This is a genomic window from Clostridium beijerinckii HUN142 (assembly GCF_000621745.1).
Lineage (GTDB): Bacteria > Bacillota > Clostridia > Clostridiales > Clostridiaceae > Clostridium > Clostridium beijerinckii_A.
On sequence record NZ_JHXK01000050.1, the window covers coordinates 1 to 17,145 of the forward strand.

The 17,145-nt window shown below is 29.7% G+C and carries 19 protein-coding genes; 5 read left to right on the forward strand and 14 right to left on the reverse strand.

Annotated elements, in window-relative coordinates; genetic code table 11:
- Window positions 1-1,364: PTS fructose transporter subunit IIABC (locus T483_RS0117820; RefSeq protein ID WP_026888056.1), on the reverse strand; the 1,364-nt coding region annotated here is incomplete at its 3' end.
- 46 nt (window positions 1,365-1,410) lie between these two features.
- Window positions 1,411-2,316: a 1-phosphofructokinase gene (pfkB, locus tag T483_RS0117825; RefSeq protein ID WP_026888057.1), complete on the reverse strand. Its 906-nt coding sequence runs from the start codon at window positions 2,314-2,316 to the stop codon at window positions 1,411-1,413.
- A gap of 487 nt (window positions 2,317-2,803) precedes the next feature.
- Here pfkB and T483_RS32500 point away from each other — a divergent pair, with 487 nt between their 5' ends.
- Window positions 2,804-2,935, forward strand: coding sequence for a hypothetical protein (locus T483_RS32500; RefSeq protein ID WP_278247453.1), 132 nt, complete (start codon window positions 2,804-2,806; stop codon window positions 2,933-2,935).
- Between the two features lie 236 nt (window positions 2,936-3,171).
- Here the strand turns inward: T483_RS32500 and T483_RS0117835 are convergent, their stop codons facing one another.
- From T483_RS0117835 to T483_RS0117885, 11 genes are all read right to left on the reverse strand, one after another.
- A complete protein-coding gene (locus T483_RS0117835; protein ID WP_026888059.1) occupies window positions 3,172-3,543 on the reverse strand; it encodes a hypothetical protein in 372 nt (123 codons plus the stop codon).
- Window positions 3,544-4,020: 477 nt separating this feature from the next.
- The gene (locus T483_RS0117840) at window positions 4,021-4,866 is read right to left on the reverse strand and encodes a methyl-accepting chemotaxis protein (RefSeq protein ID WP_026888060.1); all 846 of its coding nucleotides are present in this window, start codon (window positions 4,864-4,866) and stop codon (window positions 4,021-4,023) included.
- 408 nt (window positions 4,867-5,274) lie between these two features.
- Window positions 5,275-5,823 carry a GNAT family N-acetyltransferase gene (locus tag T483_RS0117845; RefSeq protein ID WP_026888061.1) on the reverse strand — a complete coding sequence of 183 codons (549 nt, stop codon included), beginning with the start codon at window positions 5,821-5,823 and terminating at the stop codon, window positions 5,275-5,277.
- 505 nt (window positions 5,824-6,328) lie between these two features.
- Entirely contained in the window at window positions 6,329-7,123 is a 795-nt protein-coding gene (locus T483_RS0117850; RefSeq protein ID WP_026888062.1) for an ABC transporter permease subunit, read from the reverse strand.
- A gap of 18 nt (window positions 7,124-7,141) precedes the next feature.
- Window positions 7,142-8,059, reverse strand: a complete 918-nt coding sequence (locus T483_RS0117855; protein WP_026888063.1) for an ABC transporter ATP-binding protein — start codon at window positions 8,057-8,059, stop codon at window positions 7,142-7,144.
- 1 nt (window position 8,060) lies between these two features.
- Complete coding sequence (locus tag T483_RS0117860) at window positions 8,061-9,176, reverse strand: helix-turn-helix domain-containing protein (RefSeq protein WP_026888064.1); 1,116 nt, start codon at window positions 9,174-9,176, stop codon at window positions 8,061-8,063.
- A 254-nt stretch (window positions 9,177-9,430) separates the two neighbouring features.
- A complete protein-coding gene (locus T483_RS0117865) occupies window positions 9,431-9,682 on the reverse strand; it encodes a hypothetical protein (RefSeq protein ID WP_026888065.1) in 252 nt (83 codons plus the stop codon).
- Between the two features lie 120 nt (window positions 9,683-9,802).
- Window positions 9,803-10,123, reverse strand: coding sequence for a hypothetical protein (locus T483_RS0117870; protein WP_035790350.1), 321 nt, complete (start codon window positions 10,121-10,123; stop codon window positions 9,803-9,805).
- Between the two features lie 87 nt (window positions 10,124-10,210).
- A complete protein-coding gene (locus T483_RS0117875) occupies window positions 10,211-10,789 on the reverse strand; it encodes a DJ-1/PfpI family protein (RefSeq protein ID WP_026888067.1) in 579 nt (192 codons plus the stop codon).
- Between the two features lie 250 nt (window positions 10,790-11,039).
- The gene (locus tag T483_RS0117880; protein ID WP_026888068.1) at window positions 11,040-11,432 is read right to left on the reverse strand and encodes a hypothetical protein; all 393 of its coding nucleotides are present in this window, start codon (window positions 11,430-11,432) and stop codon (window positions 11,040-11,042) included.
- Between the two features lie 285 nt (window positions 11,433-11,717).
- Window positions 11,718-12,362: a tRNA-uridine aminocarboxypropyltransferase gene (locus T483_RS0117885; protein WP_026888069.1), complete on the reverse strand. Its 645-nt coding sequence runs from the start codon at window positions 12,360-12,362 to the stop codon at window positions 11,718-11,720.
- A gap of 567 nt (window positions 12,363-12,929) precedes the next feature.
- Between T483_RS0117885 and T483_RS0117890 the strand changes: the two genes are divergently transcribed.
- The 4 genes from T483_RS0117890 to T483_RS0117905 all read left to right on the forward strand — a co-directional run bounded on the left by T483_RS0117890 (window position 12,930) and on the right by T483_RS0117905 (window position 16,561).
- Window positions 12,930-14,336: an aldehyde dehydrogenase family protein gene (locus tag T483_RS0117890; RefSeq protein ID WP_026888070.1), complete on the forward strand. Its 1,407-nt coding sequence runs from the start codon at window positions 12,930-12,932 to the stop codon at window positions 14,334-14,336.
- Between the two features lie 91 nt (window positions 14,337-14,427).
- A complete protein-coding gene (locus tag T483_RS0117895; protein ID WP_026888071.1) occupies window positions 14,428-15,081 on the forward strand; it encodes a 3-oxoacid CoA-transferase subunit A in 654 nt (217 codons plus the stop codon).
- Window positions 15,082-15,747: a 3-oxoacid CoA-transferase subunit B gene (locus T483_RS0117900; RefSeq protein ID WP_026888072.1), complete on the forward strand. Its 666-nt coding sequence runs from the start codon at window positions 15,082-15,084 to the stop codon at window positions 15,745-15,747.
- Window positions 15,748-15,820: 73 nt separating this feature from the next.
- A complete protein-coding gene (locus T483_RS0117905; protein WP_026888073.1) occupies window positions 15,821-16,561 on the forward strand; it encodes an acetoacetate decarboxylase in 741 nt (246 codons plus the stop codon).
- 329 nt (window positions 16,562-16,890) lie between these two features.
- Here T483_RS0117905 and T483_RS0117910 read toward each other — a convergent pair whose 3' ends face one another.
- On the reverse strand, window positions 16,891-17,076 hold the full coding sequence (locus T483_RS0117910) for a hypothetical protein (protein WP_242841860.1): 186 nt from the start codon (window positions 17,074-17,076) through the stop codon (window positions 16,891-16,893).
- Window positions 17,077-17,145: the final 69 nt, after the last annotated feature.

A 17,145-nucleotide genomic window follows, 5' to 3' on the forward strand; every position in this document is an offset into this window, starting at 1 on the left:
TTTATGAATAACATTATAACACCGATTAGAAATGTTCCTAGTAAAGGATATAAAAATACTGGTTTAATACCTTCCAAACTGTTTGGTAAGCCTGCAAATAACTTCTTAAGACCAACAACTAAATATCCAGCAATGAAACCTGCAAGTAATGCACCTAAGAAACCACCAGAAACTGCTGGAATCTTTGGATCAAATGCACTTGCAAAAGTAATACCCGCACTAGCTAAAGCACCACCAACAAAACCTACTGAAAGAGCTGGTCTATCTCCAATACTCATTGCAATAAATCCAGCAAGAACTGGTAACATAAATCCAAATGCTGTCCCACCAATCTTCATTAATACTGCTGCAATAGGTGTGCCTGAACCAAAGCCACTTGGATTTGCAGGATTAAATGTATCAAATAAGAATGCTAAAGCTATTAATATACCACCACCTATTACAAACGGTAACATATGTGATACACCATTCATAAGATGCTTATAAATTTGACGTCCAACTGATTCGTTTGAAACATCTTCGCTGTTATCAGCACCACCTGCATGATGATATATTGGAGCATTTCCACTTATAGCTTCCTCAATTAATTGAGTCGACTTGTGTATTCCATCTGCTACCTTAGTTTTAATTACTCTCTTACCATCAAATCTAGCCATTTCTACATTTTTATCAGCTGCTATAATTATACATTCTGCATTTGCTATTTCTTCTTTTGTTAAAACGTTTTTAGCTCCACCAGAACCATTTGTCTCAACTTTTATTGAGACTCCCATATCTTTACCTTTATTTTCAAGGCTTTCTGCTGCCATGTATGTATGCGCAATTCCAGTTGGGCAAGCAGTAACTGCTAATACTCTGTATCCATTAGAATCAGATTTAACTTCTTCCTTTGCCTCATCCGGGAATTTTTCTGTTTCTTTTTGATCTATTAATTTTAAGAATTCATCTGTATCAGAACAATTGATTAAACTTGCTCTAAAGCTTTCATCCATCAATATTGTTGATAATCTTGCTAAAACTTCAAGATGTAAATTATCATTGTTATCTGGCACTGCGATCATGAAGAAAAGATGTGCAGGTTGACCATCTAAAGAATCATAATCAACACCATTTTTGCAGATTGCTGCTGCAAGAGATGCTTTTTTTACTGCACTTGTTTTTCCATGAGGAATTGCTATTCCATCTCCAATTCCTGTTGTGCTTAATTCTTCTCTAGCTAATATTGCCTTTTTATATTCTTCTTTATTGTTTAAGTTTCCTGTCTTATCCATTAAGTCAACTAATTCATTAATACATTGCTCTTTTGTACTAGGATTAAAATTTAAGTTAATACCTTGTTTGTATAATAAATCTACAATTTTCATTTTTGATCCTCCCTAAAATTTAAAATATGTTATAACCTTTTATAATTTATTTAAGTTGTTTTAATAATTCATATACTTCTTTTTCTGTTGCAAGTTCTTGTGAGAAAGCACTTGCACTACCAGTAGCAATTCCCATCTTAAATGCTTCATCTATGTCGTTATTTTTTAGATATCCACATAAGAAACCTGCTACCATTGAGTCTCCAGCACCAACTGAATTTTTTAGAACTCCTTTTGGAACCTCTCTCTTTATTGGTTCACCATTTTCAGGTAATAAAATAGCTCCATCCCCGGCCATTGAAATAAGAACATTTTTTGCTCCCATCTCTTGAAGTCTTTTACCATATTTAATTATATCTTCATCACTTTTCAACTCAATATTGAACATTTCTGCAAGTTCATGATGATTTGGTTTTATTAAAAATGGTTTATATTTTAATACTTTTAATAGTAAATCTTTCGTTGCATCAACAATGAATTCTACACCTTTGTCTAATAACCTAATCATAATGTTTTCATAGATGTCATCTGGTACACTATTTGGTATACTTCCTGATAATATCAAGTAATCACCTTTAGTTAAATCAGAAAGCTTTTCATATAGTATTTTTAAATCTTCGCTTGTAATTTCAGGACCAGAACCATTAATTTCTGTTTCCCCATCACTTTTAAGCTTGACATTGATTCTAGAAAAGCCATTATTTAGTTTTACAAAATCACAACTTACTCCATAACTTCTAATTTGTCTTAATATTTCATCTCCAGTAAATCCTGCAACATATCCAAGAGCTGTATTTTCAACTCCTAAGTTTTTAAGAACTATAGATACATTTATCCCTTTACCACCTGCATAAATTTGTTCTTCTTGATTTCTATTTAAGGAATCAACTTTAAAAGAATCAACTTTAACTATATAATCTAACGAAGGATTAAGAGTTATTGTATTAATCATTTTTTACCACCTCTACTACATTGTTTTCATAATTAACATTATTTCAAATCAGTAACTGATACCTATATCTTTTGTTTCTCTAAAAATTATGTTAAGCCTCTCTCCCGTAAACATTATCACTATTCCTCTGATTTAATAATAACTTATATTTCAACAAATTTCAATCATTTTCTTTCAAAATAAATCATATAACTTCATCAAATTTTGCAAAAATCATTATATATCCATTGTTTATACTCTATTTCATCGTTTTTGATTTTTTTTGATTGCTTTGATTTGTTTAGCTTTTGTAATATTATTTCTAGTGTTTCACATTCCTTTATTTAATACTCGCAAATACAAATTTTTTTTAACAAATTCTTATAACTCACTTAATGATTCAATATCTACTGGTTCGATATCATCAGAATTTATAAATATTATTCGAAGTAAAATTAAACACTTCATTAATACAATTGAAGTTGAAACACCTGATAAACAAATATTAATGTTAAAAGAATTTGTTCAGTATATAAGATATAATTTAGCAAATGATGTAGTAGAAATAAAAGTTGCTATAATTTCACCTGAAAACAGTTCAGAAATCATTTTTCAAGAATTTTTATATAGTTCTTCTTAAAAGTAGCATTGCGGTTACCGCAATGCTACTATACATACTTTTCAGTGGTTTCGACAACTCATATCAAAAAGCAAATAAAAAAGCTATACTAGTTACCACAACCAGTACAGCTCTTAATTATTCACATATTTATTTATTAAACTTTAACGTAATTGTCATATTTTAGGTGGAGACGAAGCGTAACCAGCCCGTATCCTCTTATTATTTAATTCCATTATCAGATCTTATCCTCACACTTATTTGTCCAGAGTTTTAGTATCCTTACAAATTAAATATTTTTCTATCTTTCTCATAAGCCTACTTCTTATAAAATAAAAATAGGCAAAGTAAATTACAATATAGATATACATTAAAATCTGGTATCTGTACTTATCAGCGTAAAGTGCAGTTAGAACACCTATATAAAGAATAATAGCTGAATATAAATTTAATTTTCCTAAATTACTTAAATACTCATTAACATTTGTAATTTCATATATCTTTTCTGTTTTCGATAATTTTTTATTAATTATCGCTTCTGGTTTTTTAAATATGTAACATACTCCATTAAGAGCATATACTAAAAAGATTATTGAACATATAGCTAAAGTAAAAATATAAAAATTCATAACTATCTCCTTCCATATATGGTGTAATTAATTTTCCACATTCTATGTTTAATTGAACATTTGGCTTGCTAGAATTTAAGTGCAAATTTATTATTGCAACGTATGTAGATAAAGATATTAACAAAGTTTCTAAAACTTTAAGTTCATATCTTCACTAGAAATCATAAATATATTTGTGGAGAAAACATTTGAAAATGAGTTGTTAAAGCTTCTTAGCCGTAGGTTGTTCCAGTTTAGCCTGTCAAACTGAAAGTTGGAGCATGCTAAAGTGGATACAACCTGATGCTTAGAAGCTTCAGCGATATTTTCATAGCTTTTCGGAATCAAAATATTTATGATTTCGGTAAATTATCACATAAATGCAGTTTTAAATTTTGGTATCTATATATTATAAAATTGCTATATAAAAAATATCGCAAATTCATACGAATGCTGCGATATTTTAATATATATATTATTTATTATTGTTGTTTAAAATTATGCAAATCTTTCAATAAATTCATTTAATCTTTTTAAATTAGCATTTATACTTTCAATAGTAGCACTTATTTCTTCAATAGCTGCTGCTTGTTCTTCACTTTCTGATGCTGATTCATTTACAGCTCCAATTATAGTATTTATTGACTGATTCATATTCATAACAATATCATTTATTGTTCTAGTTGATTCTTTACTTTGGCTTGCAAGCTTTCTAATTTCAGTTGATACAACATTAAATCCTTTGCCATGTTCACCAGCTCTTGCAGATTCAATAGCTGCATTTAATCCTAGTAAATTTGTTTGATCTGCGATACTCTTAATAATTTCTATAGCGTCTGATGTTTTCTTTGAAGTTTCCATAACATCTTGAGCCTGCTTTAGAGTCTTTTGTCCAGTTAGAGCAAAATTTGAGGCCGAATTAGCTAATTCACTAACACTTGTAGAAACTTGATCTAATGATTCTGATATTTCTGAAACACTATTTACCAATCGAGTAGTATCATCTAAATCAATTCCATCACTAATTGTTCCAATGATCTTCCCTTTTGAATTTCTAATAGGTATTGATATAACTTTTATTTCTTTCCCAGCTACATTGGTATCACCTTTTTCAAGTCTTCCACTTCTTAAAGAATCTTTTATAACATCTAATGGTTCAGAGCCAGCTCTAAGTTGCAACTGAAATCCTTTAGGATCTTCATATTCGATATATTTTTCAGTATCTGTTAATCCAAACGCTGTATCATCTCTTGATAGATCGTTAAGATATGGCAAAACAATAGAAAATGCCCTTAAAATTTCCTCGTCCGTTAAATTCTCAGTTAAATGCTCTTTATATCCCATGATAATCCCCCTCAAATATTTATATTCATATATATTATATCTTTATAGAATTAATAATTCTACATAAGTAGTCAAATTCCTTTATTATTTTGCAAATATCACTCTATTTTCATTAATATAATTAAACAATAAACTATAAATAATATTACTTTAATCTCAAATAAATCTCTAAGTTATCTTTGTAATTTGAATGTAAATAAATTATAGATTTCATCTTCTATTTAGTTGGTTAGTAAAGCTTATAATATTTTCCACTAATTCCAAATACTATAATATTTCACTAATGTACTTAGCAGAATTTTATCTAAACAAAAACTACAATTTCATTTTTATGATGTAACTTAAAATACTCTCACAACAAAAATAGCGCTTTATTAACAAAAGCGAATAACATTAAATCTGAAATACCTATAAATTTTTCATCATCAAATATTCTGTGTAATATGATCCATCTTTTAATTTTAAAGAGTTGCTTCTTGTCCCATACTTTTTAAAACCAAATTTTTCATATAAGTTTATTGCCTTATAGTTATCACTTGCCACCTCTAATTCAACTTGTTCAAATCCAACTTTTTTTGCATATTTTAAGATTTCAGTTAACAAAGCTTTTCCAACTCCAAGATTCCAAGCTTCTTTAATAACTGCTATTCCAAAATTTGCTCTGTGTGAAACTTTAATCATATTTCCAACAGTACATACACTTGAATTTCCAACAAGTTTATCATCAATAAATGCTGAAATCATTACATCATTATTACTTTCGTTAATGTCATTGATGAATTTTTCTTCATCTTCTATAGTCATAGTAATTTCTTCTGGATACCTAAGCATATAGTCTGTTTCTGATGATGCCTTTCTTAAGTAATCAATTAATTTTTCTGCATCCTTCGCATCAGGACTTCTTAATATGCATTCTTCTCCATTTTTCAATTTTACTTTTTTGTCTTCAAATATCATAATTAACAACTCCACTCATTATAACATAAGTCTGTCCAATTTTTATATAACATTTTGAAACCTTACCATATTATAACACAGATTTAAAACATCACATTAAGTAATTGTTATTCACCCTAAAAGTTATTGATATTAATTCATCTGCTGTTCTCATTTTTAGCATTGATTATTGCCAAACTTAAAAATCTTTTCTGCCAGTATGCCACATTATAAAATAAATAATGACTATAAAATCTCTAAATTAGCTATAAATCCCAATATTGAAAAATCGTTATTTTACAAGAAAATCTGCTTCGCATACTATGTTTTCATGCCATTTTCAAAAATTATTTGCAGATTTCACTCCAATATAAATTCCTATAGCATAAAATAATGATGAAAAAGTACTACAAGAAATTTGTTTAAAAACAGATTTTATCACAGTATTTTTTCACCAAGATATCACTCTATTAAATTTAAAATAAATACTTTCATTATGGAATCTAATCTTATAAATTTTCTTACTTTAGATTAACTTTTCTGGGATGAATTTAGATGAAATTCTCTTTATTAAAGCATAATCAAGTATTAGAAGAACTCCTCCTGCTACAATCATTATAAAATTGCTAAGTAATAGTACTCCTGTCATCTGACCAATTAATACAAGAATAACTGGGATTACAAGAAGCCCGCTTATTTGTTGTGCTTCTTGGAAAGTTTCCGACTTTGCTGACACCATAACTGTAAGTATTAACGATAGAAAATTAATTGCAGGTGAAAGCCAAAGTATAATTATCAGCCATTTTATATCTGGAAAAATAAGTTTTCCAAAGTATATAAAGCCACCTACATTAAATATTATTCCAATTGCTATAAATGAGACCAAAGTCACAATATACGATGGAATAAATACACCTAAGATTTTAGCTCTAAGTAATTGCTCCATGGATGTTGGAGTATAAAGCAAAGACTCTAAAGTTTTATGTTCCTTTTCTCCTACAAAACTACTAGCCCCAATAACTGATGAACACATTATAGGTATTATAAGAAAATATGATGGAAACATGAAGTTTATAGCCACTTTTACTAGTAATTGAGCTGGAGTATATATTGTATATTCATAAGGTAATTTCCTTATAAGAGGAGCCATTTTTGTAATAGTGCTTGAGTCACTTCCAATAAAACTTGCACCTATGAGTATTCCAAGGGGCACTATTATTGTCAATATAATTGGAACAATAGTCATAGGAAGAATTACTCGTTTTGAACTTACTAACTCATTTATATCTTTATATATAAGTGCTTTTTCATTACTCTTCATATTCTAATCACTCCTGATTTATAAAGACACATCATCAGATGTACCTTTTATATATTTGAAATACAGTTGTTCCAAAGACCATTTCTGCTGCATTGCCTCATAAATTTCTCCATCATCTTTCATTATGCTTTGTATTAGAGTATTTACCTCTTGGTCTCCTGAAATAGGTTTGTTATATATGCCATTGCCTTCATAGATAAATCCAAATTTATCAGAAATATTCTTTCCTCTAATTTTTAGTTGAAGTTGTGCATTTTTCTTTGATGCAAGTTCATCAAAGGTACCTACCCCAAGAATATTCCCATTGTTTATAAAACCATACTGAGTGCATATATCTTCAGCATATTTTAATTGATGGGTACAAAGAAATATTGTAACTTCGTTTTCTTCTGCAAGTTCCTTTACAAGCTTTGTAACATTCAATGCGTTTTCTGGATCTAAACCAGATGTTGGTTCATCAAGAAATAAAATTTTTGGATTATGAACTAATGCTATAGCTAATGAAACTCTCTTTCTCATTCCTGTACTGAAAGATTTCACCTTCTTATCTTTCACCTCTATCAGTTCTAACCTTTTTAATATAGAATCAATACGTTCATTAAGTACATTTTCTTCAACTCCGTGCATTTTTCCAAAAAACATTAAGTTTTGTTTTGCAGTGAGATTCTCATAACAGCTGGAGCTTTCAGTCATAACTCCACATAATTTATGAATTTCAATATTATTTTCACCAACAGGAATCCCTAAAATTTCGGCATGACCAGATGTTGCTGAAAGAATTCCATTTAGAATTCTAACTGTTGTAGTTTTTCCCGAACCATTAGGTCCAAGAAAGCCAAATATCTCGCCTTTTGATATACTCAAGTTTATATCATTCAATGCATTAATCTTTCCATCATAAGACTTGTTGAGATTCTCTATGCTTATTGCATTCATTTTATTCATCCAACTTTCTCTTCAGTTTTTTAATAAGAAATTTGTACTCTTCCTCTTCTCTTAATGATACAAATGCCGGATTTTCAGTAATTGCAGAGGCAAAATTTTTCTTTATTGTTGTCTCATCTACAGGAGTGCTCGTTCCAATATAGCTATTATCCTCAAGCCATTTATCAACCTTAGTAAAATATTCATTTCCTTTAAATTTCAATGGAAACTTTATTTTGCAGACAATATTTACATACTGCTCTAAGGCACATATGGCCTTTTCCTTATCTTTGTGCATTAAATAACCTTGTGCTGCAACAATATGAATTCCTAAAACATCATTTGTCAAAATCTCATTAAGATTAAAAGACTCAATGATCTGAATACCTTGAGAATAAATTTTTTCAAACAAAACTTGCTCCATAATATTTATTGAAAGATAGTTGTTTAAAAGTCTTAACATGTTTATTACATTATTAAATACTAGTATTTGATTGACCTCATTTGCTTTATCTATTTCTCCCTGCATCTTGTATGCATTAATTAGCATTACATCCTCACCACTATACGGTATTAATTTATTATCTAATAATCGAATAACTTCTTCACTATTTCCTAATAACATTTGTGCCAATGCTTCCATTGTATTTGAACTCTTTATTTCTGTAATATTATCCGACTCTTCTTTTATTCTCTTGCTTAATAATATACATTTCTGAAAAATTTCTTTTTTTATATCCTCAGTTTTTGCTAGTATAGAATAATTTATTAATAATTGAGCCATAGAAAGCAAAAAAGGAAAGCAGGAATAGTATTTTTTTATTAACTTTTCACACCTATTTATGACTTCATCAAATGGTTTTATAGCAAACTCATGTGAAAGTTCCTTATAAATCTTTTTAATATCTTCCTTTGTAAGCTGCGGGGAATATCCTAATAATTCATCAACCGAAATATTAAAGTAAGTCGCAAGCTCAGGAAGAAGTAAGATATCAGGATAACTTAATCCAGATTCCCATTTAGAAACGGATGCTTTAGAAACTCCAATATAATCTGCTAGCTGCTCCTGAGTTACTCCCTTCTCTTTCCTCTTATAAGCAATACATTCTCCTATATTTAACTTTTTCATATTCCTCACCTCTAATAATATTTTATGTGTTTCTACATTTTCCGTAAATGGATTCCTAGTTGATATTAGTAGAAAAAGTTAACCTACAAGAAACTTAATTACTAACTTTAAACTTCACATTTTTAGACATAAAAATACTCCCTTTCAAAATAACAGATTTTTATTTTTTATCTGTTTACCTTAAAGGGAGCATATCATCTTCTTTGAATAATACGATTTTTCAGCCTTATATTTAATTTCAATAATTCACCGTTTTAGCCTTTGAGTCCATTTGCTTGTCGCTCCATATTCTCTATGACAACATCATATATCTCCCCTAAAGAAGCACAATACTCAAGTACTTGCCATGGAGTATTTGTATGGAAATGAATCTTAATCAATTCATCATCTCCAACTGCAAGCAGAGAATCTCCCTCAATGTTTTTTGTTATATATTCATTTATTTCATCTTCTGAAAGATCTTTTCCTTCAATTAATAATTGCGTATCAAATTTATATTCAAGCATATTTTTTCTCCTCTTCATCTTTAAATAAATGATCTTAAAAATATAATGAACTTTAAAGCATATATTTCTTATACTCTCCTTAATTTATAATATTATTAAGGATTCTAATTGGATAAGAACTTATTGCTTTATCTGAGCATACTTTTTAATTATTGCCAATTTTCTTAGTCTAAAATTCATAATCCAAAAAATTAATATGGTAATAAACAGAATAGTTGATTTAATGGAGCCTAACTGAGAAACTTGCGTAAGACATGATCCAATTACTATGATAACTGAATTTATTATGCTTACTTTTAACTGCAAATCGAAATACTTATCATTTAAAATAACAAAATTCGATTTATTAATTGTATATATAACTTTTCTTTTCTTAGAACATAACAAACTATAACTAAAAAACGCTATGCCCATAATACTAAATACTATAAATTCATTCATAATACTCCCCCTACTTATATTAATATTATTCCCTTAAAGTGGCTCTCTTTTCTACAACTATTAAGTCTCTCTTCCAAAATTATCAACTTATAATCCCTTAATTTCTTTTTCGAAATTATCCTTATCTTCTTGGTTTTCAAATAAGTTAAACCAATCACATATCTCTATTGCAAAGTCAATAAAAGCTGTTCCATGAGCTGTTATTACATTTTTATCTCTCACGACCCTTTCAGAAACAAAATTTTCTCTTGGAAATGGGTCATTTTCTCCATATATATCAATATGTTTTTGTGTCCATTGATTAATAGGCGTAGTATACTTAACATTATTTAAAATTCCCGACTTTGCTAAAAAAACGGTTCCCGCTCCACATATACCTCCTACTAGTTTCCCATCTAAATATATTTTATTGATAAGCTCTATTAATTCCGGTCTTACTTTACCATACCATCCTCCAGTAATTATTAATCCATCTACATCATAATTTAAGACCTCTTTAACTAATTTATCTGGTTTATATAAAAAACCAGAGCGTCCTTTAATCATTTTATCTTCATAGGAGATAGCAATTATTTCTTTACCTGCCTCTGAACTTAGTAAATGACTTATGAATGTAACTTCATAGTCTGTCATTTCATCAAAAATGAAAAATAATATTTTGCCCATATAATCACCTTCCCTATGTTCATGTTCATAAACTTTCCTATAATCTTGTTAGTTAGAAGTATGTATTTTAAATCAAATACTTCTTACATTAACGTAGTTTACCATTCTTGTCTCTCATAAATTTTCGTGATATATAATTTACATATTAACTTATGTATTATCCCTTTCAATTTGATTTTTACATTACCATTCTTATCTTAACCTTTGCCTTACCAGAATTTTAAATATAAATTTATTACGTCAATATATATTACGAATCACATTCCTCTTTAAAAAAATATCTCTTGGATGGAAATGCAATTATGAGTCCTAACAGTGATTCTATAATATTTGGAGTATTATACGGATTGCTTGTTTTCATTGCTATAAAGAACATAGATACTGCTAAAAAAAATACATTATAAATTATGATTTCTAAGTATGCCCATTTCTTAAGCTTAAAATATCCATAGGCTATTGTTAATAGGACTATAGCACTTAATACTCTAAGCGCACTATCTAAAAAATTATATGCAGGAATGGGATAAACACCAATCTTCTCCATAATGCTTTTCATAGGTGAAATTGATATTATAATTAAGGCTGCATAAATCAAACTCATATCTCCAATAAATGTCACTATCATAGGTAGTTTTCTTTTCATGTGCACTCACTCCCTCTAAATTTTACAATAAAATTACATTATAAATAAATTATAACATATATTGTAAATGTAGTTTTATTATTCGTATATTTATTTGTAAGCCCATATTTATATCCAATAAAATATCAAAATTATACAAAAAGATCCCAACTTCATAATATGAATTTGAGACCTTCTATCTTAACTTCTTCAATGTTTTCAAGATTGCTTATACTACGTGCATATCTTCTATAAGTATCAATTATCAGCTATGTAGATTTATAGTGAAGTAACAATATGAAAACTCTATCTATTTATATCTTTCAGCTCTACTCCACTAACCCCCGCTTTAAAACTTCTCATAAATAAATCGAAAGCACCTTTAATTAGCTGTGCATTCTCAAACTCAGAATTTAACTTAAGCACTTCAATTGCTGCCTCGATAGTGCAAAGTTCTCCTTCTGAAGCACCTTTTCTTAAAGTATATTCTGATTTATTAATTGGATTTAATGAGATTCTTGAAAGCTTCTTTAAGTAGTCGCTCTTTCTTAGTATCTTCTCTGCTTCTTTCCATGTACCATCTAAGATAATAAATGCTGGAATTTTTTCTAAATCTTCGCATTTAGGCTTTCTTTCTAGAGGCTCATCATCATCCATTGGAAATAATATATGTATCTCATAATCATCGCTATTAATATATTCAATTAATTTTTCAGGAGTCTTTACTCTCTCCCAAAGAATTAGCTCAGTTGATTCTGGATTCGCCAATTTTAATAATCTAGCAGTATTTGAAGGCCTACGGAATTCTCTTTCTGTTGATAATATCAATATCTTTGCTTTTGTCTTTATTTTAGGCACAATATCGCAGATACAATTTATTATTGGCAACCCGCATTTATTGCAACTTTCATATAATTTAGTAATTTGCTTAACTTTAAATTCAGACTCCATTTTACCTCCTACATTAATTAGTTAGTATGTCATATCTTTTTGCTATTACCAACTGATTATAACATATGCATTCAATATATCATCGCCTGCTTTTCAAAAAAACACCAATGCAAATTGCCAATTAATTTCTAGATTTATGGCAATATATTGGGAATAAAAGCTCTAACTTTTTAAGATTCTTGATCTAACTATTAATCATATTTATTAAAAATTATGCATTTAATGGATAATTATAAAAAATATTATCAATAATGTTTATTTTATATTACAATATTATGGTCATTATTCGGAATTTCACTAATATATTAAACAAATTTCCCCAAAAAACAATATATAACAATAATTCCAAAATAATACGATAATTTACCTCTAAAAGCTGTATAAAAAAACTATCCTCCTGTTTTGTGATTTGATAACGTTTTATCTTCCTTATATTTACTTTTTTGGTTTAAAAGGTTGATTCTGTAAATTTTAGTGATACCATATATTTAATAACATATAAAAATTTAATATTTCATATAAAATTTTTAATGTTTATTAATTTTTAAATCATAAGGAGGATTAGTCATGATTAAAGACACACTAGTATCTGTAACAAAAGATTTAAAATTAAAAACAAATGTTGAAAATACCAATCTAAAGAACTACAAGGATAATTCTTCATGTTTCGGAGTTTTCGAAAATGCTGAAAATGCTATAAGCAATGCTGTACACGCACAAAAGATATTATCCCTTCATTATACAAAAGAACAAAGAGAAAAAATCATAAATGAGATAAGAAAGGCCGCATTAGAAAATAAAGAGGTCTTAGCTACAATGATTCTAGAAGAAACACATATGGGCAGATATGAGGATAAAATATTAAAGCATGAACTAGTAGCTAAATATACTCCTGGCACAGAAGATTTAACTACTACTGCTTGGTCAGGAGATAACGGGCTTACAGTTGTAGAAATGTCGCCCTATGGTGTCATAGGTGCAATAACTCCTTCTACAAATCCAACTGAAACTGTACTATGTAATAGCATAGGCATGATAGCTGCTGGAAATGCTGTAGTATTCAACGGGCATCCAGGTGCTAAAAAATGTGTTGCTTTTGCTGTGGAAATGATAAATAAAGCTATTGTTTCATGTGGCGGTCCTGAAAATTTAGTAACAACTATAAAAAATCCAACTATGGAGTCTTTAAATGCAATTATTAAACATCCTTCAATAGAACTACTTTGCGGAACTGGAGGTCCAGGAATGGTAAAAACCCTCTTAAATTCCGGTAAGAAAGCTATAGGTGCTGGTGCTGGAAATCCACCAGTTATTGTAGATGATACTGCTGATATAGAAAAGGCTGGTAAGAGTATCATTGAAGGCTGTTCCTTTGATAATAATTTACCTTGCATTGCAGAAAAAGAAGTATTTGTTTTTGAGAATATTGCAGATGATTTAATATCTAACATGCTTAAAAATAATGCTGTAATTATAAATGAAGATCAAGTATCAAAATTAATAGATTTAGTATTGCAAAAAAATAATGAAACCCAAGAATACTCTATAAATAAAAAATGGGTGGGAAAAGACGCAAAATTATTCTTAGATGAAATAGATGTTGAATCTCCTTCAAATGTTAAATGCATAATCTGCGAAGTAAATGCAAATCATCCATTTGTTATGACAGAACTCATGATGCCAATATTACCAATTGTAAGAGTTAAAGATATAGATGAAGCTATTGAATATGCAAAAATAGCAGAACAAAATAGAAAACATAGCGCCTATATTTATTCAAAAAATATAGACAACCTAAATAGGTTTGAACGAGAAATCGATACTACTATTTTTGTAAAGAATGCTAAATCTTTTGCCGGTGTTGGCTATGAAGCAGAAGGCTTTACAACCTTCACTATTGCTGGATCCACTGGTGAAGGAATAACTTCTGCAAGAAATTTTACAAGACAAAGAAGATGTGTACTCGCCGGCTAATCTCTTGCTAAATTTATACATTTATTCACATAACTTTAATATGCAATGTTCCCACAAAATATTAAAAACTATTTAGAAGGGAGATATTAAAATGAATAAATTAATAAAATTAACAGATTTAAATCGCATTTTCAAAGATGGTATGACAATTATGGTTGGTGGTTTCTTAGATTGTGGAACCCCTGAAAACATCATAAATATGCTAGTTGATTTAAATATAAAAAATCTGACTATTATAAGCAATGATACAGCTTTTCCTGATAAAGGAATAGGAAAACTTATTGTAAATGGTCAAGTTTCTAAAGTAATTGCTTCACATATTGGAACGAATCCCGAAACCGGAAAAAAAATGAGTTCCGGCGAACTTAAAGTCGAATTGTCTCCACAAGGGACACTTATTGAAAGAATTCGTGCAGCTGGATCTGGACTCGGAGGCGTATTAACTCCAACAGGACTTGGGACTATCGTGGAAAAAGGTAAGAAAAAAGTTACTATTGATGGCAAAGAGTATTTATTAGAACTTCCTTTATCTGCAGATGTTTCATTAATAAAAGGTAGCGTTGTAGATGAGTTCGGAAATACTTTTTATAGAGCTGCTACTAAAAATTTCAATCCATATATGGCAATGGCTGCAAAGACAGTTATAGTTGAAGCAGAAAATTTAGTAAAATGTGAAGATTTAAAAAGAGATGCCATAATGACTCCTGGCGTATTAGTAGATTATATCGTTAAGGAGGTGGCTTAATTGGTTGTAGATAAAGTTTTAGCAAAAGAGATAATTGCAAAAAGGGTTGCGAAGGAACTAGAAAAAGGACAACTCGTAAACCTTGGAATAGGACTCCCAACTTTAGTAGCAAATTATGTTCCAAAAGAAATGGACATTACTTTTGAATCAGAAAATGGTATGGTTGGCATGGCACAAATGGCCGCATCAGTTGAAAATGACCCAGATATAATAAATGCTGGTGGGGAATATGTAACATTATTACCTCAAGGCGCATTTTTTGATAGTTCAATGTCTTTCTCACTAATAAGAGGTGGACACGTTGATGTTGCTGTTCTTGGTGCTTTAGAAGTTGATGAGAAAGGTAATTTAGCTAACTGGATTGTTCCAAATAAAATTGTCCCAGGCATGGGGGGCGCTATGGATTTAGCAATAGGTGCAAAAAAAATAATAGTTGCAATGCAACATACAGGAAAAGGTAAACCTAAAATTGTAAAAAAATGCACTCTCCCACTTACTGCTAAAGCTCAGGTAGATTTAATTGTTACAGAACTTTGTGTAATTGATGTAACAAATGACGGCTTACTTTTAAAAGAAATTCATAAAGATACAACTATTGACGAAATAAAATTTTTAACAGATGCAGATTTAATTATTCCAGATAACTTAAAAATTATGGATATCTAAAATCATTCTATTTTAAATATATAACTTTAAAAATCTTATGTATTACAAACTAAGAAAAGAGGTTGATTATTTTATGTTAGAAAGTGAAGTATCTAAACAAATTACAACTCCTCTTGCTGCTCCAGCGTTTCCTAGAGGACCGTATAGATTTCATAATAGAGAATATCTAAACATTATTTATCGAACTGATTTAGATGCTCTTCGAAAAATAGTACCAGAGCCACTTGAATTAGATGGAGCATATGTTAGATTTGAGATGATGGCTATGCCTGATACAACCGGACTAGGCTCATATACTGAGTGTGGTCAAGCCATTCCAGTAAAATTTAATGGGGTTAAGGGTGACTATTTGCATATGATGTATCTAGACAATGAACCAGCTATTGCTGTTGGAAGAGAAAGCAGTGCTTATCCAAAAAAGCTCGGCTATCCGAAGCTATTTGTTGATTCAGACACTTTAGTTGGGACACTTAAGTATGGTACATTACCAGTAGCTACTGCAACAATGGGATATAAGCACGAGCCTCTAGATCTTAAAGAAGCTTACACTCAAATTGCAAGACCCAATTTTATGCTAAAAATCATCCAAGGTTATGATGGTAATCCAAGAATTTGTGAACTCATATGTGCAGAAAATACTGATATAACTATTCATAGTGCTTGGACTGGCAGTGCGCGTCTACAATTATTTAGCCACGCACTAGCTCCCCTTGCTGATTTACCTGTATTAGAGATTATATCAGCATCTCATATTCTCACAGATTTGACCCTTGGAACACCTAAGATTGTACATGATTATCTTTCCCTAAAATAAAAGCAATATAAAATAACCACTACAAAAGTAGTGGTTATTTTATATTTTAAATCAAACTGTAAAACTTAAGTTTTATAGTAATTAATAATATTTCACTACCAGCATTAGATTAGTTAAAATACAAAGTTTGCGATAAAGGCATTTTTTAGATTGCATAATAGCCTTTTGCACTTTTAACAGTATACCCAATTGCTCACCATCTGCTTAGAACATGCTTCTTTAAGCGCTAAAATACATAAGAACAAAGTGGCTGCGCCACGCTCCTTCGGAGAAATTTATTATATTTTAAGTTAAAAACCATAGAGATTAATTTCCCTATGGTTTTCTTATTATAGCTTATATTTTTTTCCGTATACCCCTTTGTATTCTTTAGGTCTCATAGTGCCACCGCATTTTTCGCATGAAAAACAAGGCGGTTCATCTATATTACTTTGATCCATCTCATCAAAGTATTCTACAACCTCCCTAGGTATATTTTCTGTTATCCCACATTTTAAGCATTTATATGGTATCATCTCTTCCACTTATTATCCCTCCAACTATGTTGTTGTCGGCTTTATTTTACCATATAGAACTCCTTTTGC